Annotated in this window: 28 protein-coding genes; 11 read left to right on the plus strand and 17 right to left on the minus strand. The window is 37.3% G+C overall.

What is annotated here, in order from left to right:
* Nucleotides 1-3 precede the first annotated feature (3 nt).
* Complete coding sequence (locus EGI26_RS08840; RefSeq protein ID WP_255077772.1) at nucleotides 4-600, minus strand: TetR/AcrR family transcriptional regulator; 597 nt, start codon at nucleotides 598-600, stop codon at nucleotides 4-6.
* A gap of 307 nt (nucleotides 601-907) precedes the next feature.
* On the opposite strand from EGI26_RS08840, the gene EGI26_RS08845 reads away from it, so the two are divergent.
* Genes EGI26_RS08845 through EGI26_RS08855 form a run of 3 tightly spaced genes read left to right on the plus strand, consistent with a single transcriptional unit; the run spans nucleotide 908 to nucleotide 3,344 of the window.
* Nucleotides 908-1,936 (plus strand): quinone-dependent dihydroorotate dehydrogenase, encoded by a 1,029-nt coding sequence (locus EGI26_RS08845; RefSeq protein ID WP_255077773.1) that lies wholly within the window; start codon nucleotides 908-910, stop codon nucleotides 1,934-1,936.
* The gene (gene ubiE, locus EGI26_RS08850) at nucleotides 1,933-2,658 is read left to right on the plus strand and encodes a bifunctional demethylmenaquinone methyltransferase/2-methoxy-6-polyprenyl-1,4-benzoquinol methylase UbiE (protein ID WP_255077774.1); all 726 of its coding nucleotides are present in this window, start codon (nucleotides 1,933-1,935) and stop codon (nucleotides 2,656-2,658) included. The genes EGI26_RS08845 and ubiE overlap by 4 nt, the downstream gene beginning before the upstream one ends.
* Nucleotides 2,631-3,344, plus strand: coding sequence for a porin family protein (locus EGI26_RS08855; protein WP_255077775.1), 714 nt, complete (start codon nucleotides 2,631-2,633; stop codon nucleotides 3,342-3,344). Before ubiE ends, EGI26_RS08855 begins: the two co-directional genes overlap by 28 nt.
* On the opposite strand, the gene EGI26_RS08860 is transcribed toward EGI26_RS08855, so the two are convergent.
* Entirely contained in the window at nucleotides 3,319-4,083 is a 765-nt protein-coding gene (locus EGI26_RS08860; protein WP_255077776.1) for a copper homeostasis protein CutC, read from the minus strand. The genes EGI26_RS08855 and EGI26_RS08860 overlap by 26 nt on opposite strands.
* A gap of 161 nt (nucleotides 4,084-4,244) precedes the next feature.
* Between EGI26_RS08860 and EGI26_RS08865 the strand changes: the two genes are divergently transcribed.
* The 3 genes from EGI26_RS08865 to EGI26_RS08875 all read left to right on the plus strand — a co-directional run bounded on the left by EGI26_RS08865 (nucleotide 4,245) and on the right by EGI26_RS08875 (nucleotide 6,592).
* Nucleotides 4,245-4,466 (plus strand): DUF2795 domain-containing protein, encoded by a 222-nt coding sequence (locus EGI26_RS08865; RefSeq protein ID WP_013409416.1) that lies wholly within the window; start codon nucleotides 4,245-4,247, stop codon nucleotides 4,464-4,466.
* A 96-nt stretch (nucleotides 4,467-4,562) separates the two neighbouring features.
* Nucleotides 4,563-5,231 (plus strand): helix-turn-helix domain-containing protein, encoded by a 669-nt coding sequence (locus EGI26_RS08870; protein ID WP_255077777.1) that lies wholly within the window; start codon nucleotides 4,563-4,565, stop codon nucleotides 5,229-5,231.
* Nucleotides 5,232-5,404: 173 nt separating this feature from the next.
* The gene (locus EGI26_RS08875; RefSeq protein WP_255077778.1) at nucleotides 5,405-6,592 is read left to right on the plus strand and encodes a porin; all 1,188 of its coding nucleotides are present in this window, start codon (nucleotides 5,405-5,407) and stop codon (nucleotides 6,590-6,592) included.
* Between the two features lie 8 nt (nucleotides 6,593-6,600).
* On the opposite strand, the gene EGI26_RS08880 is transcribed toward EGI26_RS08875, so the two are convergent.
* The 9 genes from EGI26_RS08880 to EGI26_RS08920 all read right to left on the minus strand — a co-directional run bounded on the left by EGI26_RS08880 (nucleotide 6,601) and on the right by EGI26_RS08920 (nucleotide 15,029).
* Complete coding sequence (locus EGI26_RS08880) at nucleotides 6,601-6,972, minus strand: VOC family protein (RefSeq protein ID WP_255077779.1); 372 nt, start codon at nucleotides 6,970-6,972, stop codon at nucleotides 6,601-6,603.
* Nucleotides 6,973-7,073: 101 nt separating this feature from the next.
* Complete coding sequence (locus tag EGI26_RS08885; RefSeq protein WP_255077780.1) at nucleotides 7,074-10,118, minus strand: efflux RND transporter permease subunit; 3,045 nt, start codon at nucleotides 10,116-10,118, stop codon at nucleotides 7,074-7,076.
* Nucleotides 10,119-10,131: 13 nt separating this feature from the next.
* Nucleotides 10,132-11,178, minus strand: coding sequence for an efflux RND transporter periplasmic adaptor subunit (locus tag EGI26_RS08890; protein WP_255077781.1), 1,047 nt, complete (start codon nucleotides 11,176-11,178; stop codon nucleotides 10,132-10,134).
* A 96-nt stretch (nucleotides 11,179-11,274) separates the two neighbouring features.
* Nucleotides 11,275-12,621, minus strand: coding sequence for a TolC family protein (locus EGI26_RS08895; protein ID WP_255077782.1), 1,347 nt, complete (start codon nucleotides 12,619-12,621; stop codon nucleotides 11,275-11,277).
* A gap of 5 nt (nucleotides 12,622-12,626) precedes the next feature.
* Nucleotides 12,627-13,037 (minus strand): PaaI family thioesterase, encoded by a 411-nt coding sequence (locus EGI26_RS08900; protein ID WP_255077783.1) that lies wholly within the window; start codon nucleotides 13,035-13,037, stop codon nucleotides 12,627-12,629.
* A gap of 9 nt (nucleotides 13,038-13,046) precedes the next feature.
* On the minus strand, nucleotides 13,047-13,400 hold the full coding sequence (locus EGI26_RS08905; RefSeq protein WP_255077784.1) for a DUF4260 domain-containing protein: 354 nt from the start codon (nucleotides 13,398-13,400) through the stop codon (nucleotides 13,047-13,049).
* Nucleotides 13,401-13,403: 3 nt separating this feature from the next.
* Nucleotides 13,404-13,982: an NAD(P)H-dependent oxidoreductase gene (locus EGI26_RS08910; RefSeq protein WP_255077785.1), complete on the minus strand. Its 579-nt coding sequence runs from the start codon at nucleotides 13,980-13,982 to the stop codon at nucleotides 13,404-13,406.
* Nucleotides 13,982-14,410: a DUF3995 domain-containing protein gene (locus EGI26_RS08915; protein WP_255077786.1), complete on the minus strand. Its 429-nt coding sequence runs from the start codon at nucleotides 14,408-14,410 to the stop codon at nucleotides 13,982-13,984. Before EGI26_RS08915 ends, EGI26_RS08910 begins: the two co-directional genes overlap by 1 nt.
* A gap of 4 nt (nucleotides 14,411-14,414) precedes the next feature.
* Nucleotides 14,415-15,029 carry a TetR/AcrR family transcriptional regulator gene (locus EGI26_RS08920; RefSeq protein WP_255077787.1) on the minus strand — a complete coding sequence of 205 codons (615 nt, stop codon included), beginning with the start codon at nucleotides 15,027-15,029 and terminating at the stop codon, nucleotides 14,415-14,417.
* Nucleotides 15,030-15,175: 146 nt separating this feature from the next.
* Here EGI26_RS08920 and EGI26_RS08925 point away from each other — a divergent pair, with 146 nt between their 5' ends.
* On the plus strand, nucleotides 15,176-15,622 hold the full coding sequence (locus EGI26_RS08925; protein ID WP_255077788.1) for a thermonuclease family protein: 447 nt from the start codon (nucleotides 15,176-15,178) through the stop codon (nucleotides 15,620-15,622).
* A gap of 5 nt (nucleotides 15,623-15,627) precedes the next feature.
* On the opposite strand, the gene EGI26_RS08930 is transcribed toward EGI26_RS08925, so the two are convergent.
* From EGI26_RS08930 to EGI26_RS08940, 3 genes are all read right to left on the minus strand, one after another.
* On the minus strand, nucleotides 15,628-16,098 hold the full coding sequence (locus tag EGI26_RS08930; RefSeq protein WP_255077789.1) for a hypothetical protein: 471 nt from the start codon (nucleotides 16,096-16,098) through the stop codon (nucleotides 15,628-15,630).
* Between the two features lie 280 nt (nucleotides 16,099-16,378).
* Nucleotides 16,379-17,026 carry a DUF4395 domain-containing protein gene (locus EGI26_RS08935; RefSeq protein ID WP_255077790.1) on the minus strand — a complete coding sequence of 216 codons (648 nt, stop codon included), beginning with the start codon at nucleotides 17,024-17,026 and terminating at the stop codon, nucleotides 16,379-16,381.
* A 121-nt stretch (nucleotides 17,027-17,147) separates the two neighbouring features.
* The gene (locus EGI26_RS08940; protein WP_255077791.1) at nucleotides 17,148-17,825 is read right to left on the minus strand and encodes a TetR/AcrR family transcriptional regulator; all 678 of its coding nucleotides are present in this window, start codon (nucleotides 17,823-17,825) and stop codon (nucleotides 17,148-17,150) included.
* 125 nt (nucleotides 17,826-17,950) lie between these two features.
* On the opposite strand from EGI26_RS08940, the gene EGI26_RS08945 reads away from it, so the two are divergent.
* From EGI26_RS08945 to EGI26_RS08955, 3 genes are read left to right on the plus strand one after another with little or no spacing between them, the layout of a single operon-like run.
* A complete protein-coding gene (locus EGI26_RS08945; protein WP_255077792.1) occupies nucleotides 17,951-19,621 on the plus strand; it encodes a peptidase domain-containing ABC transporter in 1,671 nt (556 codons plus the stop codon).
* Nucleotides 19,618-20,967 (plus strand): HlyD family secretion protein, encoded by a 1,350-nt coding sequence (locus EGI26_RS08950; RefSeq protein ID WP_255077793.1) that lies wholly within the window; start codon nucleotides 19,618-19,620, stop codon nucleotides 20,965-20,967. Before EGI26_RS08945 ends, EGI26_RS08950 begins: the two co-directional genes overlap by 4 nt.
* A 7-nt stretch (nucleotides 20,968-20,974) precedes the next feature.
* The gene (locus EGI26_RS08955; protein WP_255077794.1) at nucleotides 20,975-22,360 is read left to right on the plus strand and encodes a TolC family protein; all 1,386 of its coding nucleotides are present in this window, start codon (nucleotides 20,975-20,977) and stop codon (nucleotides 22,358-22,360) included.
* Between the two features lie 11 nt (nucleotides 22,361-22,371).
* Here EGI26_RS08955 and EGI26_RS08960 read toward each other — a convergent pair whose 3' ends face one another.
* The 3 genes from EGI26_RS08960 to EGI26_RS08970 are packed head-to-tail and all read right to left on the minus strand — an operon-like array spanning nucleotide 22,372 to nucleotide 25,286.
* Nucleotides 22,372-23,781, minus strand: coding sequence for a hypothetical protein (locus EGI26_RS08960; protein WP_255077795.1), 1,410 nt, complete (start codon nucleotides 23,779-23,781; stop codon nucleotides 22,372-22,374).
* A gap of 18 nt (nucleotides 23,782-23,799) precedes the next feature.
* Nucleotides 23,800-24,558, minus strand: coding sequence for an ABC transporter ATP-binding protein (locus tag EGI26_RS08965; protein ID WP_255077796.1), 759 nt, complete (start codon nucleotides 24,556-24,558; stop codon nucleotides 23,800-23,802).
* Nucleotides 24,555-25,286, minus strand: a complete 732-nt coding sequence (locus tag EGI26_RS08970; RefSeq protein WP_255077797.1) for an ABC transporter permease — start codon at nucleotides 25,284-25,286, stop codon at nucleotides 24,555-24,557. Before EGI26_RS08970 ends, EGI26_RS08965 begins: the two co-directional genes overlap by 4 nt.
* Before the next feature lie 119 nt (nucleotides 25,287-25,405).
* On the opposite strand from EGI26_RS08970, the gene EGI26_RS08975 reads away from it, so the two are divergent.
* A complete protein-coding gene (locus tag EGI26_RS08975) occupies nucleotides 25,406-26,110 on the plus strand; it encodes an SDR family oxidoreductase (RefSeq protein WP_255077798.1) in 705 nt (234 codons plus the stop codon).
* Nucleotides 26,111-26,112: the final 2 nt, after the last annotated feature.

Below are 26,112 nucleotides of genomic sequence, written 5' to 3' on the forward strand. Positions count from 1 at the left end.
ATATTAAATTGCTAAACGTGTTTTTTCGTAAATTTCTAGTCCTTTTGTGGTAACGATTCCCCGCATAAAATGGTCTATGCTTTCTAGCTGTACATTGAGGAGATTATAACTACTAGGTGGAAAATATTCTATATTGAATGCCAGATCTACAATTTCTACCCTGAGTTTGGCAAGTATGTCTACGTCGATATCAGGTCTGTAGAGCTTTTGACTTATGCCGTTTGAGAGGTTTCTTTTCACAATTTCCAAAAAACCTTGTTTAAACTCCACATACTTTGCCCAAGACTTCGGGTGGTATTTCTTCATGTCATAAAACAGTACAGCGTTTACGTTTTGGAGCATTTCTCGCATCATCTTGGTAGAGTTTATCATCTCTTCTATCGGATTCTGCGATTGCTCGTATATGAGTTCTGTTTTGCACATTTCGCTGCTTAAAGAATGCGAGGTCACTTTCTCTACTAAATCGTCCTTATCTGTAAAATAATGGTAAATAGTTTTTTTAGAAATACCCAGCTCCTTGGCAATGTCGTCCATAGTAACGCTTCGGATTCCGAAACGAAAAAACATAGACTCTGCGGTATCAATAATTCTTTGCTGCATACCGATGAAAACTTAGGAAACTTTCAAAAGGTTCAAAGTTTTTATTATTTTTTTTAGACACAATTATCGTGCAATTTTATACCTATATCTTGAATCCGAAATCAGAAATATATAAAAGGCTAATTTTCAGGCGTAAATGGTTGATGTTTCAAAATCAGAATTTTATCCAAATATTTATTAAATGGTACTATTTAAAGATATTATTAAATTTATCTAAAGAATAACATTCCTAAAAGCATCCAGAATCTGTCAATTTGCCATTACCACGATTTAGAATTAATTTTGTCAATTAAACCAATCAAAAATCTTGTCGCTTTACAAAAATCTCGTTTTTCCTGTTCTTACCAAGTTTGACCCTGAACGAATTCATTATTTTGCAATGGATTGTTTGAGTTTTGTTTGCAAAATCCCGGGAGTAAAAAATATTTTAAAGGGCAATTTAGAAGTAAAATCTGCGAGTTTACATCGTAATTTTTTAGGTTTAGATTTCAAAAACCCTGTAGGATTGGCGGCTGGTTTTGACAAAAACGCTCTTTGGATAGACGAATTGGATTGTCTAGGCTTTGGATTTATAGAAATAGGTACTGTTACACCAAAGCCCCAAGATGGCAACCCAAAACCGCGACTATTCAGACTAAAAAAGGACGAAGCCCTTATAAACCGTATGGGTTTTAACAATGGTGGTGTGGAAGAAGTGGTTAAAAATCTGAAAAAGCGAAATTCTAAAATAATTGTTGGTGGAAATATTGGTAAAAACAAATTGACCGAAAACGAAGATGCTCTTAGCGATTATTTGATTGCCTTCAAAGGATTGGCTGATCATGTCGACTATTTTGTGGTGAATGTCTCTTCGCCAAATACACCGGGACTTAGGGATTTACAAGAAAAAGAACCGCTAAAGAAAATACTCGCTGCATTACAATTAGAAAACCAAAAGCACAAAAAACCAGTTTTACTTAAAATAGCTCCCGACCTCACAGATTCTCAACTCGATGACATTGTGGAAATAGTAACAGAAACTGGAATTGCCGGCGTAATAGCCACAAATACCACTTTGTCGAGAGCCAACTTAAAAACAGACAGCACTGAGGTAGAAAACATTGGAGCTGGGGGATTATCAGGCAAACCATTAAAAAATCGTTCAACTCAGGTAATCAAATATTTAAGCCAAAAAAGCGGTGGTATGTTTGGCATAATTGGTGCAGGAGGAATATACAATGCCGAAGATGCCAAAGAGAAACTTGAAGCCGGTGCAAGTCTGGTGCAAGTATACTCGGGATTTATTTATGAAGGACCAGCAATAGCAAAAAATATCAATAAAGAACTAATACAATGAGTGTAGTACCCTACAAAGATAGTAACGACAGCAAAAAAGAACAGGTAGCGGACATGTTTGACAGCATATCTGGTAAATACGATTTTCTGAATAGACTGCTAAGCGGAGGTGTTGATATTTATTGGAGAAAAAAGGCCCTCGGTATGATAAAAGACCGAAAAAACGATTTGGTATTGGACATAGCAACAGGTACGGGCGACCTGGCCATTGAAGCCAATAAAATCTTGAAAGTTGATAAGATTATTGGGGTTGATATTTCTGAAGGAATGCTCAATGTTGGCAAAGAGAAAATCAAAAAACTTGGATTAAGCAACAAAATAGAACTTCAGATGGGCGATTCGGAGAAATTGCTCTTCAACGACAATACTTTTGATACCGTCATCGTTTCTTTCGGTGTAAGAAATTTCGAGAATTTATTGAAAGGACTCACAGACATGTGCCGTGTTTTAAAACCAGGCGGCACTTGTTTGGTAGTAGAATTCTCAAAACCGGCTAGTTTTCCATTTAAACAATTCTATTGGTTTTACTCTACTAAGATTTTACCTATAATCGGCAAATTGGTGTCAAAAGACAGCTCGGCATATAGTTATTTGCCCGAGTCTGTTAAAGCCTTTCCTGATGGTAAAGCCTTCTTAGATGTTTTCGAACAGGCAGGTTTCAAAGAAACCTCCGCAAAAACCCTTACATTTGGTATATGCTCAATATATTTAGGAAAGAAGTAATAGTAGTAATAGTCCTAGCAAGTTGGACAAATTTCGCATTTGGTCAAATTCAGACCAAATTTCAGCCAAATTACGATAACAAAAAGGTACATTTTGGATATTTTTTGGGCTTGGCCAGTACACATTATAAAATAAAGTTCAACAATTCTTATCTGGCTGATGTAAACAATGGTAAAGTGTATGCCATCAGCTCACCTACTTCAACAGGCATTAAAGCAGGTGGTTTGGTAAATATTTACATCAACGACTACCTTGATTTTAGGTTTTCTCCACTTTCGGTAGCTATTTATTCCAGAAAACTTTTAGAAAACGACAGCTTAGCCCACAATCAAGAAGATAAAGCGTGGTTTGAGATACCTGTTCAACTCAAGTACAAGTCGGAGCGAAGAAACAACTCACGAATGTTTGTATTTGCTGGATTAAAATATGGCTTTGAAACTAATGTCGTGAACAAGAAAAACAATATCACAAAAGTGGACAATTTTACCACCAAAACGAGTGATTTTTCGGTAGAATATGGGATGGGCTTGGAGCTTTTCAGAGAGTATTTTAAAGTTACTCCAGAACTTCATTTTTCACACGGTATAAAAAACATGATAAATCCAGGTGGAAATCGCTCGAGTTTCCTGAGTTATGTAGATAAATTAAAAACACACTCTGTTACGCTGTATATAGTGTTTCAATAACAGCCTTGGCTTGTTTTATTAATTCTAGGTCTGCTTCATAGTTCAAATATTCGTCTGCGTCTTTGTCTCCCATGTTTATATTTGGATTTCTAAAAGTCATTTTGCTTGAGAAAGATTTTTTTGCTGAAAAATGAAATGCGTCTAAATCTGCTGTAGCTATTTCTAGAATATTTGTCGGCTTTACACCACTGCCAGCCATTATGTTTATTCTGTTCGAAGCTATCCCTTTGTATTCTTTTAGGTTGGCTACTCCTTCAATAGCTGTTTGATGCTGACCCGAAGTGAGGATATTTTCTATACCCAGCGAGATGAGTTGCTCAATAGCCAAATGTGGATTTTTGCACATATCAAATGCCCGATGAAACGTAACTGGAAAATCCCCTATGGCTTCGAGCAATCTTGCGTTTGTTGCCAAATCTATGTCGCCGTTAGGAGCAAGTGTCCCAATCACAAAACCTGCAGGCTTGTATTCTTTCAGAATTTTAATGTCAGTAATCATCTCTTGGAGTTCGTAATTGTGGTAAAGAAAATCGCCACCTCTAGGCCGAATCATGACATAAGCTGGAATAGAAATTTCATCCACTACGGACTTCAAAAGCCCCACACTGGGCGTGGTGCCGCCTTCTAGCAAACCTCCACAAAGTTCTATTCTGTCAGCTCCTCCTTTTTCTGCGTTTTTGCATGATTTCAGACTAAAACAACATATTTCTAAAAGTTTTTTTTTGGCAAAATTTGTCATTTATAAAAATTTAAGATGCTGAAAATTAGACTAATAGCACGAATTAGCCTTTTTTTTGGGAATTTATGACAATTTTTTTTATTAATTACGTTTTACTGTCAAAGTTTTTTATACTTTTGCAGCCAAATTTAAAAGGATTTTTAACTAAAACGAGTGGGAATATGTACTGGACACTAGAACTTGTTTCTTATTTGGAAGACGCCCCATGGCCAGCAACTAAAGACGAATTGATAGATTTTTCTATAAGGTCAGGAGCTCCAAATGAAGTGATTGAGAATTTGTCAGAATTGGAAGACGATGGTCAGCCTTACGAAAATATCGAAGAGATATGGCCGGATTATCCAACCAAAGAAGACTTCTTCTTTAATGAAGACGAATATTAAGCGTATTCTCTGATTTAATAAAATAAACACCTCCAATCGGGGTGTTTTTTTTATGATTTCTGTTTAGTATATTTGAACAACAGAGCCTATAAAATCATGACTATAACTAAACACTTCGAAAGACCTGAACTAAAAACCCTGAGGCAGTTGGTCAGACAAGGAGAAGGGCAGCATCTTGAATTTAAACTAAAAAGTAATCATCCAGACAAAATAATGAAAGAAGTGGTGGCATTTGCCAATTCTGATGGAGGGAAATTGCTAATTGGAGTGGCAGATGATAAAGAACTTATTGGCCTGAAGTATCCTGACGAAGACGAGTATATTATCTCTAAAAGCATTGAGAAATTTATATTTCCTGAAGTAAACTATAAGCTGGAAAAAATCAGACTTGAAAATGAAAAAGAAGTACTTGTCTATGATATATTGGCTAGCGAAAACAAACCTCACTGTCTTGATTTAAATGGAATTCCAGACGAACGTAAAATATTTGTCAGAAGTGCAGACAAGTCGATCCAAGCGAGTAAGGAAGTTAAAGAAATTCTAAAAGGTAAGAAAAAAGACAAAGGTTACAAATTTGTTTACGGCGAAAAAGAGAATTTGTTGATGAAATATCTTGATCAGAAAAAAGAAATAACAGTCTCGAAGTTTTGTGAAATAGCTGAAATCCCTAAAAAAATTGCCAGCAGAACTTTGGTTTTACTTGTATTGGCAGGACTGCTAAAAGTTAATCCCAATGAGATTGAAGACACTTTTTCTATGATTTGAGCAGCAAATCATTTGCCAAGGCCACAAATTTTAATACAAACTTAACAATTTCATAACATTGATAATTTAGTGGTGCCGCTAATTATTGTGAATTTTGCAGCATAATTATAAATAGCTCTAAAATAGCAGTTTATAATTCGGAGTAAATTCCGAAAAATTACCAATAAGAATCAATGAGAAAAACAGTATTCACGACAATCTTTGTCGTTGCGTATGCATATGCCTTTGCACAGACAAAACCCGCAGAAGTTTCACCAAAAAAATGGTTTGAAAAGATTCAATTAAGAGGCTATGCACAACTCCGCTATAACCGTCTTTTCGAAACAAACCCAGCACTCAAATGCGACCAATGTGACAAATCCCTAGGCGAGAATGGAGGTTTTTTTCTTAGAAGAGGCCGATTGATACTTTCCGGAGACATTTCAGATCGTCTTTACATATATATACAACCAGATTTCGTGTCTAGTCCGAGCTCCACTTTTCAGCACGCTTTTCAAATAAGAGACGCTTATTTTGACTTAGCCCTAGAGAAAAATAAAGAGTTCAGAATCCGACTGGGACAGAGCAAGGTACCTTATGGATTTGAAAATATGCAGTCTTCACAGAACAGATTGACATTGGATAGAAACGACGCCCTCAACAGTGCGGTATCTAACGAACGCGACCTTGGTGGGTTCTTTTATTATGCCCCAAAAGAAATCAGATCGAGGTTTTCGTCGTTGGTAAGTACTGGACTTAAAGGAAGCGGAGACTACGGAGTTTTTGGGTTCGGTTTTTACAATGGTCAAACAGCCAATCGTGAGGAACTAAACAATAATCTACACAAAGTTGCTCGATTAACCTATCCGTTCAAATTAAAAAACGGCCAGTTTATTGAAGCCAGCGTTCAGGCTATTACTGGTAAATACACCATAGCTACTTCGACAGGCAACAAGTTGACATCCAACACTTTTGATGACAAACGTATAGCAGGCAGTTTAGTAATCTATCCTCAACCGCTCGGTTTTCAGGCTGAATATAATGTAGGAAAAGGGCCGGAGTTTGATCCAATAGCAAAAACTACGACTCTACAGAATCTCAAAGGCGGTTATGTGCAAACTATGTATAGAATCAAAAAGGAGAAGTACGAAATTATTCCTTTCATAAAATATCAGTACTATAATGGTGGCAAGAAATTCGAAATAGACGCTCGAAAATATATAGTAAAGGACATGGAAATAGGAGTAGAATATCAGGTCAAAAATTATTTTGAATTGGTAGCACTTTATATGATTTCGGATAGAACTTTTGAAGATTATACGAAACCAGTAAATCATCAAAAAGGTAATACCTTGAGACTTCAGGCCCAGTTTAACTTTTAGTAAAATACTCAAGAAAGACTAAAATGTGGATTAAAAATCAAGCCGATGATGTTTTCCCAAGGGTCTTTAAGCGATGCCACGATTATGCCTCCACCCACTTCGGTGGGTTCTTCGTGAGGCTTTGCTCCCAAACTTATCAGCGTTTGAAATGATTCAGAAACATTTTCTACTCCCCAATACGTAATAACCGAGTCTGCCTTTTCTGAGCTTTGCAACCCTTCCTCTGGCTGTAAGCCCAACTCATAGCCAGCCACATTGAAGCCCACATAAAATGGTTCATCAAAATAAGGATCAAAATCTAAAAAGTCCACATACCATTTCTTCGCCTTTTCCATATCTGATACTTTGTATATGGTTGTTCGTAAACCAAGGATTTTCATAATTTTCAAATTTAAGATTTTGTCAAAAGTATTGAAAGAGTGGTTTATTTCTATGCTATTCTGAGTTTTGCTAAAAAAAACACCCAAGATAAAACAAACAACTATTTTACACTTGGTGGCAACAATTTGTACATCACCGGTGTAACTATTCTGGTCAGAATCAAGGACGAAATCAAACCCCCAATAATAACCAAAGCCAGCGGTGAGTATAACGGTGAATGCTCCAAAACCAACGGAATTAGGCCTCCAATGGCTGTCATGGTAGTCAAAACAATAGGAATAAACCTCGTTTTACCCGCTTTTTCGATGGCATCATCAATTGACAAGCCTTCTTCTTTTCTGAGATAGTTGGTGTAATCCACCAACAATATGGAGTTTTTTACCTCAATACCTGCCAAAGCTATAATACCCACAATAGCCGTAAATGAAAGACTATATCCTGCAAAAAACAAAATACCTACCGCCCCAATAACCCCGAGTGGAATAACCGACAAGACGATGAAAGAACTCTTGAAAGTCTTGAATTCTAATACTAAAATGGCCAAAATGCCGAAAATAGTGATGATTATAATAGTGCCTAATCCACCAAAAGTTTGAGCCCTTTGTTCTTCTTCACCAGCGGTAGTTATGCTGTAGCCCTTTGGCAATTGGTACTTGTCTAATTTTTCTTTGAAAACTTTTTGAACATCCGGCGTCAAATACCCGTCTGCTATAAAGGCCGTTACGCTCGTAAAACGTTCTTGGTCGTAATGCTGAATTCGGTTAGGGGAGGTTTCGAAATGAATGGTAGCCAGCTGAGACAAGGGCACCTGAGCTCCTGTGGGCGTGGATACATATATATTATCAAAAACATCGGCCGAAACCGTTTTCCCTCTAGGCAAAGTAATGTTTATCTGATAATCATCTCCACTTCTATCTTGAAATGTACCCAAACTTAGACCCGAAATAGCCATTCTGACGTTTCGATCAATCTCAGCAGTAGCAATGCCCAACATACCGGCCTTATCTTTGTTAATGTCTACCCGTAAGTCTGTATTCACTGCTCCAATCGGATTGTTTACATATATGGTTCCTTCAGTAGATTTATAAAGTCCCTCCACTTTTAAAGCAACACTTCTGAGCGAATCTAAATTTTCCCCAAAAATCCTTACTGCCAATGGAGCTTCCACGGGTGCTCCTTGCTCAAACTCTATAGCTTTGATTTTGGCTCCTGGATAATTCTGGAATTTAGTCCTGAGTTCGTTTATGTAGGCGGTTCTCTCTGGCACCTCAGTTTCTTCTTGCAGTTGTACAAAAACCTGGGCAGTATTGCTGGCCGTGCCTCCTCTTGGCAGAATGTTGTAATAAATTCTGGGATTGTCTTTACCAATATTTGAGGCGTAATTTTTCACCAATTCATTTTCAGAAAGTATTTTTTCTACAAATCGCACGGCTTTATCTGTAACTTTCAAGGACGTACCCAGTGGTGTTTCAATGTTTATCAGGAACTGTGGTTTTTCTGATTTTGGGAAAACACTTATGCCTATTACCTTGATAAGTGCCAAACTTCCAACAAATATCAAAATAGCTACACCGAGGGTTTTGAAAGGATTGGCCAAAGACCAATTTAATATTTTTTTGTAAGAACCATCTATGGCTCTATTCAAAAACTGCAAAAAAACGTTTCCGTGTTCGGCCTCTTCTTTTGGCATCAATAAACTAGCCAGAAACGGAACAATAGTCAAAGACACAAAAAGCGAAGCTAAAACCGTAGTAATAACCGCCATAGGCAAGCTTCGGATAAAATCCCCGGCAGATTCTGGCAAAAAAGTCAAAGGCAAAAAGGCAAAAATCAGGGTAGCTGTACAGCCCAAAACCGCCAAACTTATCTGTTTTGTGGCTTCAGTGGCTGCTTGTTTTCTGGTATATCCCATTCGCAAATACCTAGCGATATTCTCCACCACCACTATGGAATCATCCACCAGTAAACCCAATGAAATAACCAAACCAACCACTGAAAGCTGATTAATACCATAGCCTAAAATATCTAAACCCGCCAAACCGATAGCCAACGAAAGCGGAATAGAAATCATTACAATCAAAGCCGCTCTAAAACCGAGCGGTATGAGCGTAATTAAAACCAAAACAATAGCAATGGCAAAATCTCTTCCCAAACCTAAAAGTCTTTTGGAGACACTCTGTGCTTGGTCGAAGCTTTTCTCAAACTTGATGTGATTCGGAAGTGTCTTTTCAAAGTCTTCGAGCAGTGGAGATAGTATCTTATTTACATCAAAAATATTGGTGTTTTTCTTTTGAGATGCCGTTATAAAAACCCCTCTTTTGCCATTTAGTCGAGCCAAATAAGTTTCGTCTTCATAACCAAAGTTTACCTCGGCCACATCTCTCAAATAGGTAATTTGTGTGCCTGATGTACTTATTACTGTGTTCTTTATTTCGTCAAGGGATTCATAAGAACCCGACGTTTTCACATTTATTTTACGGTCGCCAATTTCTATAGCACCAGCAGGTATGTTTACATTTTCAGACTGTACGATTTGCATAATCCTACTCAAAGGAATTTTAAATTGTGCTAACCTATCAGTGTTGATCGCGATACGGACAATTCTTTCAGGAGCAGCGTGTATATCTACGTCCTTTATATCTTTGATTTTCTTAATTTTTATTTTAAGATCTTCCGCATAAGTTTTGAGTTCGTTGTAAGAAGCCGTTTCCGACAAAAAGGCCGCCTGTATGATATTTACGGTTTCCGGGGTATATTTAAAAACTTCTATGGAGAATATATCTTGCGGGAGTTTGCTTCTGATGCTATTTAGTTCTCGAAGCACTTCGTTGTTTTTTTCGTCTTCTTTTACGTTGTGATTAAACTCTATGACTATGGAAGCCACGCCGTCGTTGGCATAAGAAATCATCTTCTTAACGTCAGCAATACTACTCAGTTTGTCTTCGATAGGTTCCAAAATTAGTTTTTCCATGTCCTCAGGACTTGTGCCTGGATACACCACAACTATGGAGTTGAAGGTGGCCTTCAGTACTGGGTCTTCGGCCTTGGGCATGTTGAACAAAGAGCTGATACCAAGGGCAATTATCATTATAAAAATGATAATAGTAAACTGGTGGTTTTTTACCGAAAAATCTGTTATTTTCATCGTTTAAAGCTTCTTATGGATTAAATAATTTGACTTTTTCTCCATCTGTTACAAAACCACTTCCTCGGGTCACTATCTTATCTCCAGAGTTCAGGCCAGAAATAAGTTCAACCGTATCCTCATAAATTTTTCCAATTTTTACTGGCTTTTTAGACACTTTACTGGAGCCCGAATCAAATACATAGACAAATGCATTTTGGGCATCAGCCTCTACAACTGCGGTGATGGGCAGCACCAAACTGTTGTTGCTTGTACTTGGCTGAAGGTTTACTTTTGCCACAAAGCCCGATATCAACTTTTTATTGGTGGGCAACATTTCTAGCTCAACCTCAAATGTGCCAGTGGCCGGGTTAATAGTCTGGGCCATTTGGGTCACTTTGGCCGTAAAGTTCTCATACGGGTAGGCGTCGAGCTGTACAGCTGCCTTATCTCCAATCTTCAGTTTCACAATTTCCTTGTCGGCCAAACCTACATTTAATATATAGGCGTTTGCACCAGTTCCCAGAATTATGGCAGGCGAAAACGGCACAATCAGTTCGCCCTGCTCTGCTATTTTTCTTAGAATCCTACCCGATGCTGGGGCAAATATTTTTGAAAGTTTACGGTTAAATTCAGCCGCTGCGGCTGTTTCAGTAGCAAGCTCTAGTCCACTTGTGGCGTCCTGTAGATTGGTCTGTGTGGCGGCTTGGTCGTCATAAAGTTTTTTTACTCTTTCAAAATCCCTTTTGGCTTTTTGAAGACCTATTTTAGTTTGATTTACTTGAGCGTCTATTTCTGACATATCTAGTTCGGCCAAAAGTTGTCCGGCAGCAACAGACTGTCCCTCAGAGACATACATCCGTTTTATCATTCCACCCGTTTTGAAAGCCAACTTAAGCTCTGACTTTGACACCAAAACCCCCGAGGCGTTGATTTGATCCGTAAGATTTTTACTTTCCACAGTTGCCACCTCTATGGTTTGCAATTGCGTATCAACAGCTACTTTTTCTTTCTTTTCATTGCTCTTGCAAGAAAACAATAAGCCACTGATTGTTAATGTAATAAAAAATAATTTTTTCATATTTTTTGGAAATTTTTCTGCCTCAAATATTTTTTGTTTTTATTAAAACTTAATCCATTGTGAAAATACGCACCTCATAATTCTACTAATCCCCACTCAGATTCCGCTTACTTTTTTCAAATCCGCATATTTTACCCATATATCATACTTAATTAACGATTCGGTGAGTTGGGCAATCAACAAATCATTTTGTGCTTTAGAGACTTCCATAAAAATAGCATTCCCGTTTTTGTACCTACTACTTACCAAATCGAATATCTTTTGCGTTTTCTCTATTCCTCCTTTTGCTGAAGTCAGGTTAGAAATACTCGCCTGCAACTCTTTGTATTTTTGCACCACCTGCAGCTGCATTTGGCTTTTTACTTCTTCTAATTTTACATTCAATATTTCTGTCGAAATCTTGGTTTGTTCTATTTTGTGCTTTTTCTCATAACCGTGAAACAAATCCCAAGTCAAGCCCAACTGAGCCACCAAATATGCCTGATTAGAAAAACTATAACCAAAGCCTTGAAAACCGGTATTGGCTCCAATAAAAACCTGGGGTAATTTGGCGTTTTTTTCTTGAAGGTTGAGCAACGATTGGTTTATTCTTTTTCCACTATTGATTTGGTCAAATTCTGGACGGTTTGAAAATGAAGCTTGCGAGTAAAATCCTAGATCACTGACGATAGGCAAACTTTGGATTAAACTTGTATCTGCCAAAATGGGTTCTTCTAACGATCTATTTATCAAGAAATTAAAATACGCCTTGGCCAAATCATTGTTCTTTTTTGCTTCGATGATTTGTTGCTCCAGTTTCTCTAATTCATACTCCGAAGTCAACACTACATCTTTCAAAATCACATGATTGGCCAGCAACTTTTGGTTCAAAACATTCAAATCCTGCAAAACAGATTTCGAATTCCCGTAAATCTTTATTGCCTCCAACGACTGCAAATATTGATAATACGCATGCTCAATGTTGTGCCTGAGTTCATATTCTAAAAACCGTTTTTTAGCGTATTCTGACTGCAAAATTTCCTTTTGCAGAGCAATGTTGTTTTTTATGTCTGGGTTAAAAATCGGGTATTGAACGGCAAATTTGGTGTCGTGAAAATTATTCGGAGCCAACTGCTGATTGACGTTTTCGACCTGTGGAAAATTGTTGGTATTGGTGAGTTTGTTTAAAGTCGAATACACGGGATTGAGCAAGTCACCTATCGGAAATTCTAGTCTACGACCACCCGCTGCCAATGAATAAGTAGGCGAAAAACTTATCTTTGGAAAAAGATTAGATTTAGCAATATCAATACTTTTCAGAGCTTTTTGTAGCTCCAAATTCTCTTGTTTCAACGAAAGATTACTCTCCAAACCTTGGTTGATGTAGGTTTGTAAAATGTTCGATTGGGCATCTACTTTCTGCCCAAAAAAGCTCAACATTAAGATGAGATATAGTTTTTTCATGCTCTCTATCGATTTGTAAGTGCTAGGTTGGAAGCCGCCTTGGCCATCAATTTGCCTTCTTCATTATATACTTTGCACTCCGCGTGAGCCATAGTCCGGCCATCTCTGATTACTTCTGATATTACGGTGAGTTTTTCGCCTAACTTTCCCGGTCTTAAAAAATCGATATTAAGATTTATAGCCACGTAAAACCCGGTGTTACCCAAAGTAAATGTGGTCATTCCTATCACCTCATCTATCACTCCAGCTATGACTCCGCCGTGCATAATTCCAACTGGATTGGTAAATTCCTCTCTCACAACTAGCTCTACGGTCATACTGCCTTTTTGAACAGCCACGAGTTTGCCATTCAGCCACCTTCCAAACGGCGACGGACTTACCTCTTTTGCTTCTTTTCCTATGAAATCTTTAAACATACTTTATTTTTAGTTTTTTCCGATGATACCTAAATGTGTATTTTTAAATCCTGATTCGTGTTTTAAGCCGTAGCCAAACATTCTGTCCATAGCTGAGTGCGAAAGCAAGATAGCCCCAGCCAAGCTCATTTCATTCTTGCCCAAAGCATAACCAAATATGATACAGAGAATTGCAACTCCTTTGTGGTGGGCTAAATTATACAACCAAGCACCTATTTTGGGGTTTATCAAATAGCCAATCATCGATAAATCAGGCACTAGCAAAAGTGCTGGAAACCACCACCATTCATAACTGAGCAATCCAAAAAAGAATATTCCGAAAAGGAATTCAGCAAAATCTTCAAGTTTTAATAGGGTCTTCATTTTTTAAATTTGTTTTGAACCAAGGGTATTTACTTTTTCTAAATGTTTTTTTCTGAATTCGTCAGTTGAAAACCTTATTGGGCCAATCGATGTGATTTTTACTGGTTTTATTCCACAAAATTCTAAAATCATTTTTTTCATAGCTTTGTGTGCGGGTTCGCCATAAATAAGCCAATGATACCAGGGTGGCTGATCCATGGTGGTTATTACTCTGGCTGATTTTCCAGTCAGATATTTATCCCACCAAACTGAGTTTTCTCTTTTCTGAAAAGCAAACCCCGGAAGAAATGTCCTATCGAAAAAGCCTTTCAGAAGTGCTGGCATACCACCCCACCAAAGTGGGTAAATAATAACCAGATGATCGGCCCACTTTATTTTCTGCTGGGCTGCCAAAAGGTCGGGCTCTAGCTCTGTGCGTTTTCTGTATCCAAAATTTAAATTGGGATTGAAACTCATCTCACTTACTACAATTTCTTGCACTTCAGCACCCTCACTTATGGCTCCCATTTTGTAGGAATTTCCCAAAGCCCTACAATAACTCTCTTCGTCTGGATGACCCTGGATGATTAGTATTTTTTTCATTAAATATAAATGGCTATCAAGAGTGTAATGGCCACAAAAGCACAAAGTGGCGTAAAATATTTAGTATCGTTTATGGCAAAATCTGTATTTTTTATTTTCTTAAAAAATCCCACATATTTAAAATCCCCCATTGCTCTGATTGCAAATATTGCCACTAAGATGAGTAATAGACGTGATAAATACTGGCCCACAATCTCAAAATCAAACCACCCTGCTGCTTGGGCAAATATTAGACTTATTATCAGAAATGGAATGGCCACTGCCACTGTAGCTATTGGTGAAGGTGTAAATACCCGTTTCTCAGAATTCATTTGTGGTAAAACCGCATTTGCTCCCCATTTACCCCCAAATGCCCAATAAAAATGTATAGCAGCCACAAAAAAGAGAATAATAGCATTTAAAGCGAAAAGTATCTGATTGATATTCATGTCATTATAATTTTCTGAGTGACTCAATCATTACTTCCAAGGCTCTTTGTAATCTCGGAATACGCTCTTCTTCGGGAAACATCGACATGCGTCTTCTGAGATGTAAACTCGCAAAGCCATGCACATTAGCCCAAATCATCATTGCCAAATCATCTGAATCTTGCCCTTTAAAATAACCCTGGGTTTTGCATGCTTCTATAATTGCTATGAGCATATTGAGAGCAGTGTGGCCATCTTCCCACACATCACACCTACATTCTAGTGCTTCTATCGGGGCTGTCATGAGAAACATCAATTCATACAACTCTGGATTTTCTATAGCAAATTTTAAATACTCATGCCCCATAGCAATTAGCTGCTCAAAAGGATCAACAATAGGTGCTACCACCATAAACTTGGCTATCAAACCCTGAAAAGCCTCTTGGTGCAATGCAAACAGCAGCTCGTTTTTATCCTTAAAATATAGATAAATTGTACCAGGACTGTATTCTATTTCCTCGGCAATATTTCGGATGGAAGTTTTCTCAAAACCATGATCAAGAAACAACTTTTTAGCTGCCTCCAATATCTTGGTTTTCATCTCTTCTTTTTCTCGCTCTTTTCTATCTGCTACACCCATTATTTTTAAACAATAGTATTTTTACTTAACACCACAAACTAAATGAACACTGTTTAGTATTCCAAATTATTTCCAAAAAAATTATTAAAAGGTGGAAAAACCGGATAAATGGTTTTTAGCTTTGTAGCTACAAAAACGTGCCAAAAATGACATTTAGCCTTTCCTTATTTATTAAGGTCTTTCTTATTTTTCAAACCCTAAGCTCTGATGTTGTGGGTGTAATGGATGGAGACACCATTGAACTAAGGATGGTTTCGAGTGATCCGAGATCTAAAACAAGGGTTGGTAAAAATCTAAGAATAAGGCTTGCACATGTAGATTGTCCAGAGCGAGGAATGCCGTTTTATCAAAATGCTAAGCGGTTTACTTCAGAAAAATGTTACAGAAAAACTGTAAAGATTGTCCATAACAACGAATATGACAGGTATGGACGATTGGTTGGTGAAGTCATTTTGCCTAACGGAACAAATCTCAATCAAGAGTTAGTGAAAGCCGGAATGGCCCTTCACTACAAGAAATACTCAAGCTCGTGGGGGTATGCCCAACTCGAAATTCAGGCTAGGGTTAAGAAAGTGGGTATTTGGGGTATATAAAAAGGTTATTTTCTTACAAAAAGCAAATACTCGTTGTTGTTCGAACCCAAAATAAGTTCATCATAATCATGCCCACTAGAATTTGTAGAAAGGACAAAATTGTTTGCTTCGATAAACATCGATTGGAATTTAGAATCCGCCTCGGTTTCATAAGGCTTGTTCAATATTTGTAAATTTAAGTTTTCGAAGGTTCCCGAAATAGAATCATTTTCAGACTTTTCAACACTTGTTGAATATTCTCCCCTTCCTATCAATAGATTAATTTTTGCTGTATATGATTTCTCATCATTAAATGTGAGTTGATATAAACTTTTTTCATAATCAAAATCTGAACAAACATAACACTTATAATCAGTCGTATGACTAAAAGTACCCACATAACGCCATTCCCCTGCCAAGCTTTCTTCGGCATTCATCTCTGGTTCATCGCATTGAAATAATCCAAAAAACAAGAAAGCAATCAGTATTTTGTACATTTTTTAGATAGAATAGATTTTGTTTGAATCAATATTTCTAAAACGAAAAACTTCAAAATTTTGGTATGATAACTAACCATTTTGAAACTTTTAACCAAATGATAGTAAAAATTCAGATTTACGAAGTGCTTTATTCTTATCCAATATTGTTTCTGGCCAATTGTTCAATGACAAGATTTCACTTTATCACAAAAGGTTGGAAATGAGAAGAGTTCGAGAAAGACTTTGAAGTATGTTAAAATATTAAACCATTTTTTTAACTAAAAAACATGGATACCGATTACTTGATGCCTCTCAAAACATCCATCAAATCTTGTGGACCTTTGCTAAAATAATCATTGAAGAAAAATATCATACCTGCAACAAGCAGCCCAAAAGCCAAAAGAACCAATACTTGTTTACCAGTTGTTTTCTGAATCTCTTGTCTGTCTTTTAGTTCGCAAACTTCTCCTGGGCAATACTGCACCGTGTCTTTATTGAACAAGCCGTAAACTTTGCAACCTATACAAATGCCAAAAGCCACCTCAAAAAACATCAGAATCATACAAATTAGGCAAGAAATACCGTTGGCTGGCCCGTATGCATTAAAAATAATCATGTGAATAAACATAGCGGTGGATAACGTGAGACCAATAATCCAGGCAAACTTCTTTTGTGCAGCTCCAACATATTGAGGCGTCTGGTTTCTAACCATAAACCGGGCAATAATGAGTGAAGGAGAATACTTAGGATTTATAAAAACCCTAATGGCCATGTCGAGCATAAATACCGTGATGAAGTACTTGATCAGTAGAAAATCAGCCTCAAACATGATTAGCATGAAAGATATTAACATAAAGAGGAACAAAATACCTGCTGCTCCCCTAATTTCTCTCTCATTTAAAACAGGAATATTGTACCCATCAACTGACTCTCCAAATTGTTTCATAATAGCTTTTGTTTTTTTGTTCTCAAAAAAAGCTAATTATCAATAACTTAATCCTAGAATTTTTACCAATGGTTGTTTTTCTATTTGAAAATATGAATGGAAAAAATCAAATTAAAAAAAACTACTGATTGCCTAAGGCTCCAAAAACCAAGCTCTCTAAAAACTCCTCAAGGACTTTTGGGTCTTTACTATCGGAAAAATCACACAATCTGGGCAAATGATGCATAAAAAAATACTGAAAATGAGACGCTTCAACTAAGGTACTTGCAAGCGAATTGGCAAATTTATATTCAGGGTTATACTCTTTGAAAACAGATGCTATCAATTCACAAAGCTCTTTGTAAGGAACAAACACCTGGTGTTTATTCAAATTATCTACGTCTTTCGACAAAAAAGCTTTGCTTCCATCTGTAATAGCAATATAATAAAGTGCCTTTTGATCGATATCTGTGGAGTACGTCATGGAGTTGTCTTCCCAAACCAAAAGGTCAATAATTGTCCTGATTTTTTCCTCTGGGCTTTTCAAATTATTGATATTGAACAAAACTTGGTATCTAATAAACGCCCAATAATAATCTATCAAATAGATAAGGAGCTTATGTTTGTTTTCAAAATATCGGTAAACAGTGGCTTCTGTGGTGGGGATTTCCAAAGCCAATTTTTTAAAATTAAACTGCTCATAACCAATCTCTGAAATCAGTTTTATTGATTTCCGTATAATACTTTTCCCTATTTCTGTTCCGTCAGGGTCGCGAAGGAACAGCGAATTGTTGAGTTTAATCTTAAATTCTATTTGCATCTCATAACTTTATAGAACAAAAGTAAATAGTATTTGTCACACAAACAAAAGTATTTTAGTTTTTTATAATAGTATTACTATTATTATAAAAAGTATTTGTATATTTGCAGAAAAATGTTTTTTACATGGAACAAAAATATTCATCAACCATTCGTTCTGCCACTAGTCGAATTTTAGATTTATTAAAACTCGATAAAGAAGACATTAGCTCTATTTACATATTCTCTATTTTTGCAGGAATCCTCTCATTGTCATTGCCGCTAGGTATTCAGGCGATAATTGGATTTGTAATGGCAGGTAGCTTATCTACTTCTATAATTGTACTTATCGGTTTGGTTTTGGCTGGAACATTCTTCACTGGTCTTTTGCAAGTACGCACATTGGAAATGATAGAGAAAATAGAACAAAAATTGTTCGTTCGCTATGCTCTCGAATACGGAAACAGGCTCCCAAAACTCAACATTGAAAAACTGGATAGCTACTATTTGCCTGAGCTCGTCAATCGTTTTTTCGACATCAGCACTTTACAAAAAAGCCTACAAAAACTCTTGGTAGAAGTTCCAGCCGCTATCATTCAAGTTATTTTAGGGATTTTGCTACTGGCTTTTTATCATCCATTGTTTATAGCATTTGGCTTTTTGTTATTTATAACTGTTTCTCTTATCCTGCATTACACTTCTCATAAAGGCTTTGCAACTTCCATAGAAACGAGTGACAACAAATATAAAATAGCTGGCTGGCTCGAAGAAATGGCCCGAAGCATAAAATCCTTTAAATACTCGAAGAAGTCTCATTTGCACCTTGAGAACACCGATAAATTAGTAAGTAAATACCTTGACTCTCGCACAAGACATTTCAAAATTCTGCAGGTGCAATACTGGAGTTTAATAGGTTTTAAGCTTCTAATTACTGCTTCCATGCTCATTATTGGCGTTTGGTTGCTTATCAACCAACAGATCAATATTGGGCAATTCATAGCAGCCGACATTGTGATTATTGCCATTATGGGTTCTATTGAAAAACTCATTGGGGTATTGGATCAAGTTTACGAAGCCCTTACAGCTGTAGAAAAACTCAATAAAGTAGCAGAGGCGGAAATAGAAACTTCTGGAAAAGAAAAACTTTCAGTTATAACTGAAGGTGTTTCTATTGGTTTTGAAAAGGTAGATTTTTCGTATGAAATCAACAACGAAATTCTCAAAGACCTAACTTTTGACGTAAAAGCTGGGCAATGGGTACTTATAAACGGAAAATCGGGGGCTGGCAAATCCTCAGTTCTTAGGCTTCTTACGGGGGCATTCAAAAATTTCACAGGAAATATTATCCTTGATGGTTTGCCCATCAGAAACTACGACTGCGAATCTATCCGATCAAAGACGGGCATACTTTTGGGACAGCAGGATATTTTTCTGGGTACTTTGGAGCAAAACCTTACGTTGGGTATTCCCACCATCAGCGTTCAAGATATTCTACAAATCTCAAAACTCACAGGCCTTGACAGCTTCATAACAAGTTCGGACAAAGGCCTTGAAACTACAATAGACCCCATAGGAAAAAGGTTGCCTTCCGAAATTAGACACGCTATACTTTTGACACGTTCATTGCTTGGAAACTCTCGTTTGTTTTTGTTTGAGGAACCTTTCAAATATCTTAATGAAACTCAAATGTTAAACGTCATAGATTACCTAAAAAGCACCTCTGCTACTGTAATACTGGCGTCAGAATCTATGATTTGTGAAAAATACTGTGATGTAATTTTGAAATTGGAAAACGGAAAAATCAATAGTATAAAATGAAAACTTATCTAAATACAAACATTGAAAATATTGATGAAAACTCCGATGTAAAGTCGTTTTCAGAGATATACCACATAAATAAGAAATCTTCACTACGGAAATGGTTCTTTGGAATAATAATTATTTCAGTAATTATTCTATTGTTGCCTTGGACACAAAACATCCGCTCAAATGGCAATATCACTACACTTCGACAAGAAGATAGACCTCAAGAAGTAAATACCGTCATCCCAGGGAAAGTAGTGAAATGGTTTGTAAAGGAGGGCGATTTCGTAAATAAAGGGGATACTTTACTGCAACTGGGCGAAGTTAAGGTAGAATATTTTGACCCAATTCTATTGCAAAGAACTCAGAGACAAATAGACGCAAAAAACCAGAGCATTGCAGCTTATGAGGGCAAAGCCTCCACCTCCATCACACAAACTGAGGTTCTGAGAAATGCGATGGAGCTAAAATTAAATTCGATTGATAACAAAATAGGTCAACAACGCCTAAAAATAACCAGCGACAGTGCAGATTTAGCTGCTGCAAACAATGCCTTAAACGCATACACTAGACAAATAACTGCTGCCAAAGTGATGCTGGATAGCGGTGTAATATCGCTCACGGAGTTTGAAAAACGAAGAGTAACCTACCAAGACGCCATAGCCAAAACGACCAGCAACGGAAACAAACTTAACCAATCCAAGCAAGAATTACTCAATCTCAAAATCGAAAGAAACGGAGCTGTACAAGAATATCTCGACAAAATAGCCAAAGCTGAAGGAGACCGATTTGGGAGTGTTTCAGCGGCAGCAAGTACAGAAGCCGAAGTACTCAAACTCGAGAATACATTGGCAAATTATGACGCCAGACAACAGCTTTTCTTCATAACTGCCCCACAAAGTGGCCAAATAACCAAAGCCATGAAAGCGGGTATTGGTGAAATGCTCAAAGAAGGCGAAATGATTGTGGAAATCGTCCCGCAAAATACCAAATTGGCGGTAGAAATGTTTGTAAGTCCGCTGGATCTACCCTTGATAAATAAAGGTCAAAAAGTAAGATTTGTGTTTGATGGCTTCCCTGCAATAGTATTTAGTGGCTGGCCACAAACCAGTTATGGAACCTACTCAGGCGTGATAACTGCCGTAGAAACCTCGGTAAGTGCAAACGGTATGTTCAGGGTGTTGGTAGCTGAAGACCAAGAAGACAGACCATGGCCTAAAAACTTAAGGCTCGGTGGCGGCTCCAAAGGAATCGCATTGCTAAAAGATGTGCCAATTGTATACGAACTTTGGCGTAACATAAATGGCTTCCCGCCAGAGTTTTATGTGCCAGAAACCAAAACTACCACCACAAAAAAATAAAAAGAACATGAGATTTGCAATCGCACTTTTGATAGTTTTTTTATCAAAAAACACCATAGCACAAAAGGTTTTAAAACTGGATGACTTCCTAGAACTCATTTCTAAAAATCATCCCATAGCCAAGCAAGCTCAACTGAGAGTAGACATGTCTGCGGCTGAGTTTTTTGCTGCTAAGGGTGTGTTTGACCCTCTACTGGCGAATGAAACCACCCTAAAAACCTTAGATGGGAAAAACTATTATAATTACCAAGACACCGAATTGAAAGTCTATACACCCATAGGCCTCACCGCCAAAACGGGTATAGAAAAAAGTGCTGGAATGTACACTTCCAATGAGCGAACCATTGGAAACCTTGGATATATTGGTTTAGAAATGCCAGTGCTGAAAGGTCTCTTGATAGATTACAAAAGAGCTGCATTGAAGCAGGCTGCCATTTACCAAAGACAATCAGAGGAAGAAAAGCGACAAACCCTAAATGACTTATATTTAGAAGCCATACAGGATTATTGGCACTGGACGGCTGCTTACCAAAACCTAGACCTGCTAAATCAAAACCTAGGAAACGCTAAAAATAGATTGGATTTACTCCGAATTGCTTTTCAAAATGGTGATAAATCTATGAACGACACCTTAGAGGCTTATACACAAGTTCAAAACATTGAGCTACTTTTCCAAGAGGCCCAAATGGAAGCTCAAACCTCGGCCATAGGTCTTGCAAAATATCTTTGGAATGACAACGACAGCCCTTACTTTCTTGAATCTGGCACAATTCCCGATGTTGTTGCTTTTGGTTTGGTTTCTATAGAAGACCGAACAGAAGAACTCATCAATTTAGCCAAAAATCAACATCCAGAACTCGGCATTTATAGATTTAAAATGGATGCACTAGCTGTGGAACGAAGGCTAAAAAGACAATCTCTTTTGCCCACCGCCAACTTGAAAATGAATATCTTAAGCAAAAACTATTATAATTTCGAATCGGCATATTCCCCTTTTCTAAGCAATAATTACAAATTTGGTTTTGATTTCAAAATGCCCCTATTCCTCAGAGAAGCTCGTGGCGATTACCAAAAAACTTTGCTAAAAATATCCGAGACCAATTTTATTATCAGCAACAAAACTTGGGAAATTGAAAACAAAATAAGATCCTATGGCGTGGAGCTAAATGCCCTAAAAAGCCAACTAAATACCTCTCAGAGCATGATAATCAACTATCGCAATCTACTCAAAAATGAAGAATTTAAGCTCCAACAAGGCGAAAGCACACTTTTTTTGATAAATTCTCGGGAGAATAAATGGATAGAAAGCTTGCTGAAAAATCAGTCTTTAAAACTAAAATATTTAAAATCTGCCTACAAGCAACTTTGGGCAGCGGGTGTTTTGGTCAAATAGTTTCTATAGAGTCATTCTTTAGTACTTTTCAATGCCAAATATCGCTGTAAACAATTGGCAACAGCCACCGTCGTATAGGCTTCAGATTTCCAAAAAAGGATATTACGAAGCAAAGTGCCACCTGAAAAATACACACCTGCTTCCCAATGAATCTGGTCATTTTTTACTTTTTTCTGACTCAAAATATAAGAAATGGCTTTTTGCATAGCTGGTTCAGACACTGCCAAACCTTTTGATTTACAGTCTATCATGGCCGAAAGTGCATTGGTTGTGCTTTGTACTCGGTCAAAATGATTGATATAACTTTGACTCTGAAAACTCCCATCTTTGTTTTGTTTTTCCACAATGTCTTTCAAGATTATCTCTGATGAAACCCTCAGCTCTTCTACCCCACTTGCAAAGGCCTTGGCAACTGTAAAATGGATATGAAACTGGTTGGGGTAATACACCGAGTTATTGTACCAAAACTTCTTTCTTAGTCGATTTTCTATCAATTTTATAGCGTCTGAGTTACCTTTGCTCTTTTCCAACTGTCGTGTTTTCGCCAAATATGCCAGCACATTGGCATTCACCACCACATCCACATCATTTGCCCCAAAAGGCACCCATGGCTCATAAGCTTCAGGACGGGCCGAACTTCCTGGAACAAAAATCAATAAAGTATTTATCGCTGTTTTAAGAATATTCCACCTGTTATATTCATGTTCAGGGTAAAGCCACGTCATATATGCACCTGAGTTGCCATCCCTGTGAAACAGAACATTAAACCAGTTCCTATTTTTTCTTTCAACATCCAAAAACTCATCGAATCTATGGTAAGAAGCCAGTTCATTTTTTGAATCAAAAATTCTATTATTGTAAAAAGATGCCAGATTCCCTAATGAAGTGTCATCAGCGTCTTCAGGTACATTGCCAGTATTGTTAATAAAACGAGAGCGTAAATTAAAATTAGTAGGCCTATGCACCAAAGGCTGAGGATTGGGTTCTTTAAATAACTTTAACTTTCTGGTAGGCGGCAATTTCTTCCAAAAATTATATAAATTGTCCTCATTATAGTCCCGAATATCATCATACGCCATTTTCAAAGTATACAAAAGTTCTTTTCTGTTGGTATCAAGAAGATAAATTTCTGCGAGAGCGTTGTGTATGGCAGAAACCGTAAAACAGTTGGAGTCTTGGGCTTTTTGCTTTTTGCCTATAAAAAAATATGGAGTGGTTAAGTGCATATCTACTGGCCACTCACCAGTATATTGTTTGGCAACAAGCGTTTCTTTTATCTGTGAATTTTGGATAAATTGAAGGGCGGAATCAATCTGTGACTTCAGCAAGTTCTCGTCTATTTGTTGAGAATAACCAGAAGAAAAACTTAATACAAATGCAGATAAAAGAACTAAAAAGGGTGTGGCTTTCTTACTCTTCATACCCAGATCTTGAGTTAATTACTTTGAATACTCGCCTCTAAGTTTCTTCAAAGCATGGTTAGAAAACACGAATTCATCCAGCTCTTTCACGCTTGATGTCATTATGGTGGTGCTATCACCTTCCCAAATTTTCTTCCCTTTATATAAAAACATAATATTGTCACCTATAGACAAAACGGAGTTCATGTCGTGGGTGATTACTACTGTAGTTATGTTAAAATCGTCGGTAATTTCTTTTATCAATTCATCTATTTTGATAGAAGTAAGTGGGTCTAAGCCACTGTTTGGCTCATCACAAAACAAGTATTTTGGATTCATCACGATTGCTCGAGCTATTCCTACTCGTTTTTTCATTCCTCCAGATATTTCTGAAGGCATTCTTGGGCCGGTTCCGTCCAAACCCACTTTATGAAGGCAAAATTCTACTCTGTCGTTTTTTTCACTTTCAGACATTTGGGTGAGCATGTCCAGCGGAAACTTAATGTTTTGATGTACAGTTTTCGAGTCAAACAATGCTCCACCTTGAAAAAGAACGCCCATTTCTCTTCTGAGGTCTTTTCTGTCGTTTTCGCTAACATGCAAAAACTCCCTACCATCAAAAAAAACATCGCCGCTTTCTGGTTCCACCAAATCCAGCATACATTTTAAAAGTACACTTTTTCCGGTACCGCTGGCACCAATAACTAGGCTTGTCTCTCCTTTTTTAAAGACTCCAGAAACATTCTCTAAAACAACTTTGCCATTAAAAGCCTTGCTTATATTTTTTATCTCTATCATGTCAACAACTCAGCTAAAAGATAATCGGCAATCAAAATCGCTATACAACTATTGGTAACCGCTGCTGTGGAGGCTTTTCCCACTTCCAAAGCTCCGCCTCTGGTATGATATCCTTTATAGGCAGAAATGGTTGCTATCAAAAAACCAAAAACGGCTGATTTTACAATCGGTATAGTGAGATTATAAGGTATAAACGAAAAGCGAATACCGTAAATATATTGTTCAGGAGTAAGAATACCCGTTAAAGTACCAGCCAAATATCCACCAAATATGCCGAGAAATCCAGAAAAAATAGCCAAAATAGGAAAAGTAAACACAGCGGCCAATAACTTAGGAAGTACCAAATACGAAGCAGAGTTGATTCCCATTACTTCAAGTGCGTCTATTTGCTCTGTAATCCGCATAGTCCCAAGCTCGCCAGCGATATTCGATCCTACTTTACCAGCCAAAACCACACACATAAATGTAGATGAAAGTTCTAATAAGGTCATGTCTCTAACAATATTACCAACTATATACAGCGGAATAACTGGACTCACCAAGTTGGCAAATATCTGTACGCAGGTTACGGCACCTATAAACAAGGCCACAATCGCAATAATTAGCACGGAGTCAATACCAATAGTGATACATTCGTCCAAAAAACGATACCAATAAACTTTCGCCGACTCCCTCCTCGTAAAAAGCTCGTTAAGGAAAATAAAGAATTTGCCTAGCAGTTTTAGCATATATACTATGATAAAAGATGAAACACAAAGGTAATCAAACACGAATTAATTCAAGTCTAAACAAATTGAATTTTATTTAAACCTCTTCAAGCGTTAATTTTGGAAAAAAATCTATGAAAATGAAGAAATTAGCGGTTGTTAGCGGGGCAAGCAGAGGAATCGGAAAAACTGTAGTGGAAAAATTTGCCTCAGAAGGCTTTGAAGTTGCCGTCTGTTCTAGATCAATGTCCAACCTAGAGGCTTTAAAAAACGAATTTGAATCTAAATACACTACCAACATTCATGTTTTTGTGGCTGATGTTTCTAAAAAAGAAGAAATTCAAAATTTTGGAAAATTTATACTTGAATTGAGGTTGCCAGTGCATGTTTTGGTAAACAATGCAGGATTGTTTTTACCCGGAAAAATTCTTGAAGAAGCCGAAGATACTTTAGAAACACTCATAAACACCAACGTTTACAGTGCCTATTATTTATCTAGAATTCTTGTTCCAGAGATGGAAACTTTGGACTCTGCCCACGTTTTCAATATCTGTTCTATTGCCAGTTTGATGGCTTATCCTCAAAGTGGTTCTTATTCTATTTCAAAATTTGCTTTGCTCGGTTTGAGCAAAAGTTTGAGGCAAGAATTATTAAATACAAGCGTAAAAGTCACTTCTATAATGCCTGGAGCTACTTTAACAGATAGTTGGGCAGGGGTAGATTTACCCGCCGAACGATTTATGGAAGCAAAAGACGTGGCAGATATAATTTGGGCTAGTTACAATTTATCCAAATCAGCAGTCGTTGAAGAAATCGTGTTGCGACCACTGAAAGGAGATATTTAATC

Source organism: Lacihabitans sp. CCS-44, assembly GCF_024343735.1.
Lineage (GTDB): Bacteria > Bacteroidota > Bacteroidia > Cytophagales > Spirosomataceae > Leadbetterella.

Excerpts from the sequence above, each read along its gene's own strand:
- EGI26_RS08840 (WP_255077772.1), bottom strand. The coding sequence starts at position 600 with ATGCAGCAAAGAATTATTGATACCGCAGAGTCTATGTTTTTTCGTTTC.
- ubiE (WP_255077774.1), top strand. The coding sequence starts at position 1,933 with ATGAGTGTAGTACCCTACAAAGATAGTAACGACAGCAAAAAAGAACAG.
- EGI26_RS08855 (WP_255077775.1), top strand. The coding sequence starts at position 2,631 with ATGCTCAATATATTTAGGAAAGAAGTAATAGTAGTAATAGTCCTAGCA.
- EGI26_RS08860 (WP_255077776.1), bottom strand. The coding sequence starts at position 4,083 with ATGACAAATTTTGCCAAAAAAAAACTTTTAGAAATATGTTGTTTTAGT.
- EGI26_RS08865 (WP_013409416.1), top strand. The coding sequence starts at position 4,245 with ATGTACTGGACACTAGAACTTGTTTCTTATTTGGAAGACGCCCCATGG.
- EGI26_RS08870 (WP_255077777.1), top strand. The coding sequence starts at position 4,563 with ATGACTATAACTAAACACTTCGAAAGACCTGAACTAAAAACCCTGAGG.
- EGI26_RS08875 (WP_255077778.1), top strand. The coding sequence starts at position 5,405 with ATGAGAAAAACAGTATTCACGACAATCTTTGTCGTTGCGTATGCATAT.
- EGI26_RS08880 (WP_255077779.1), bottom strand. The coding sequence starts at position 6,972 with ATGAAAATCCTTGGTTTACGAACAACCATATACAAAGTATCAGATATG.
- EGI26_RS08885 (WP_255077780.1), bottom strand. The coding sequence starts at position 10,118 with ATGAAAATAACAGATTTTTCGGTAAAAAACCACCAGTTTACTATTATC.
- EGI26_RS08890 (WP_255077781.1), bottom strand. The coding sequence starts at position 11,178 with ATGAAAAAATTATTTTTTATTACATTAACAATCAGTGGCTTATTGTTT.
- EGI26_RS08895 (WP_255077782.1), bottom strand. The coding sequence starts at position 12,621 with ATGAAAAAACTATATCTCATCTTAATGTTGAGCTTTTTTGGGCAGAAA.
- EGI26_RS08900 (WP_255077783.1), bottom strand. The coding sequence starts at position 13,037 with ATGTTTAAAGATTTCATAGGAAAAGAAGCAAAAGAGGTAAGTCCGTCG.
- EGI26_RS08905 (WP_255077784.1), bottom strand. The coding sequence starts at position 13,400 with ATGAAGACCCTATTAAAACTTGAAGATTTTGCTGAATTCCTTTTCGGA.
- EGI26_RS08910 (WP_255077785.1), bottom strand. The coding sequence starts at position 13,982 with ATGAAAAAAATACTAATCATCCAGGGTCATCCAGACGAAGAGAGTTAT.
- EGI26_RS08915 (WP_255077786.1), bottom strand. The coding sequence starts at position 14,410 with ATGAATATCAATCAGATACTTTTCGCTTTAAATGCTATTATTCTCTTT.
- EGI26_RS08920 (WP_255077787.1), bottom strand. The coding sequence starts at position 15,029 with ATGGGTGTAGCAGATAGAAAAGAGCGAGAAAAAGAAGAGATGAAAACC.
- EGI26_RS08925 (WP_255077788.1), top strand. The coding sequence starts at position 15,176 with ATGACATTTAGCCTTTCCTTATTTATTAAGGTCTTTCTTATTTTTCAA.
- EGI26_RS08930 (WP_255077789.1), bottom strand. The coding sequence starts at position 16,098 with ATGTACAAAATACTGATTGCTTTCTTGTTTTTTGGATTATTTCAATGC.
- EGI26_RS08935 (WP_255077790.1), bottom strand. The coding sequence starts at position 17,026 with ATGAAACAATTTGGAGAGTCAGTTGATGGGTACAATATTCCTGTTTTA.
- EGI26_RS08940 (WP_255077791.1), bottom strand. The coding sequence starts at position 17,825 with ATGCAAATAGAATTTAAGATTAAACTCAACAATTCGCTGTTCCTTCGC.
- EGI26_RS08945 (WP_255077792.1), top strand. The coding sequence starts at position 17,951 with ATGGAACAAAAATATTCATCAACCATTCGTTCTGCCACTAGTCGAATT.
- EGI26_RS08950 (WP_255077793.1), top strand. The coding sequence starts at position 19,618 with ATGAAAACTTATCTAAATACAAACATTGAAAATATTGATGAAAACTCC.
- EGI26_RS08955 (WP_255077794.1), top strand. The coding sequence starts at position 20,975 with ATGAGATTTGCAATCGCACTTTTGATAGTTTTTTTATCAAAAAACACC.
- EGI26_RS08960 (WP_255077795.1), bottom strand. The coding sequence starts at position 23,781 with ATGAAGAGTAAGAAAGCCACACCCTTTTTAGTTCTTTTATCTGCATTT.
- EGI26_RS08965 (WP_255077796.1), bottom strand. The coding sequence starts at position 24,558 with ATGATAGAGATAAAAAATATAAGCAAGGCTTTTAATGGCAAAGTTGTT.
- EGI26_RS08970 (WP_255077797.1), bottom strand. The coding sequence starts at position 25,286 with ATGCTAAAACTGCTAGGCAAATTCTTTATTTTCCTTAACGAGCTTTTT.
- EGI26_RS08975 (WP_255077798.1), top strand. The coding sequence starts at position 25,406 with ATGAAGAAATTAGCGGTTGTTAGCGGGGCAAGCAGAGGAATCGGAAAA.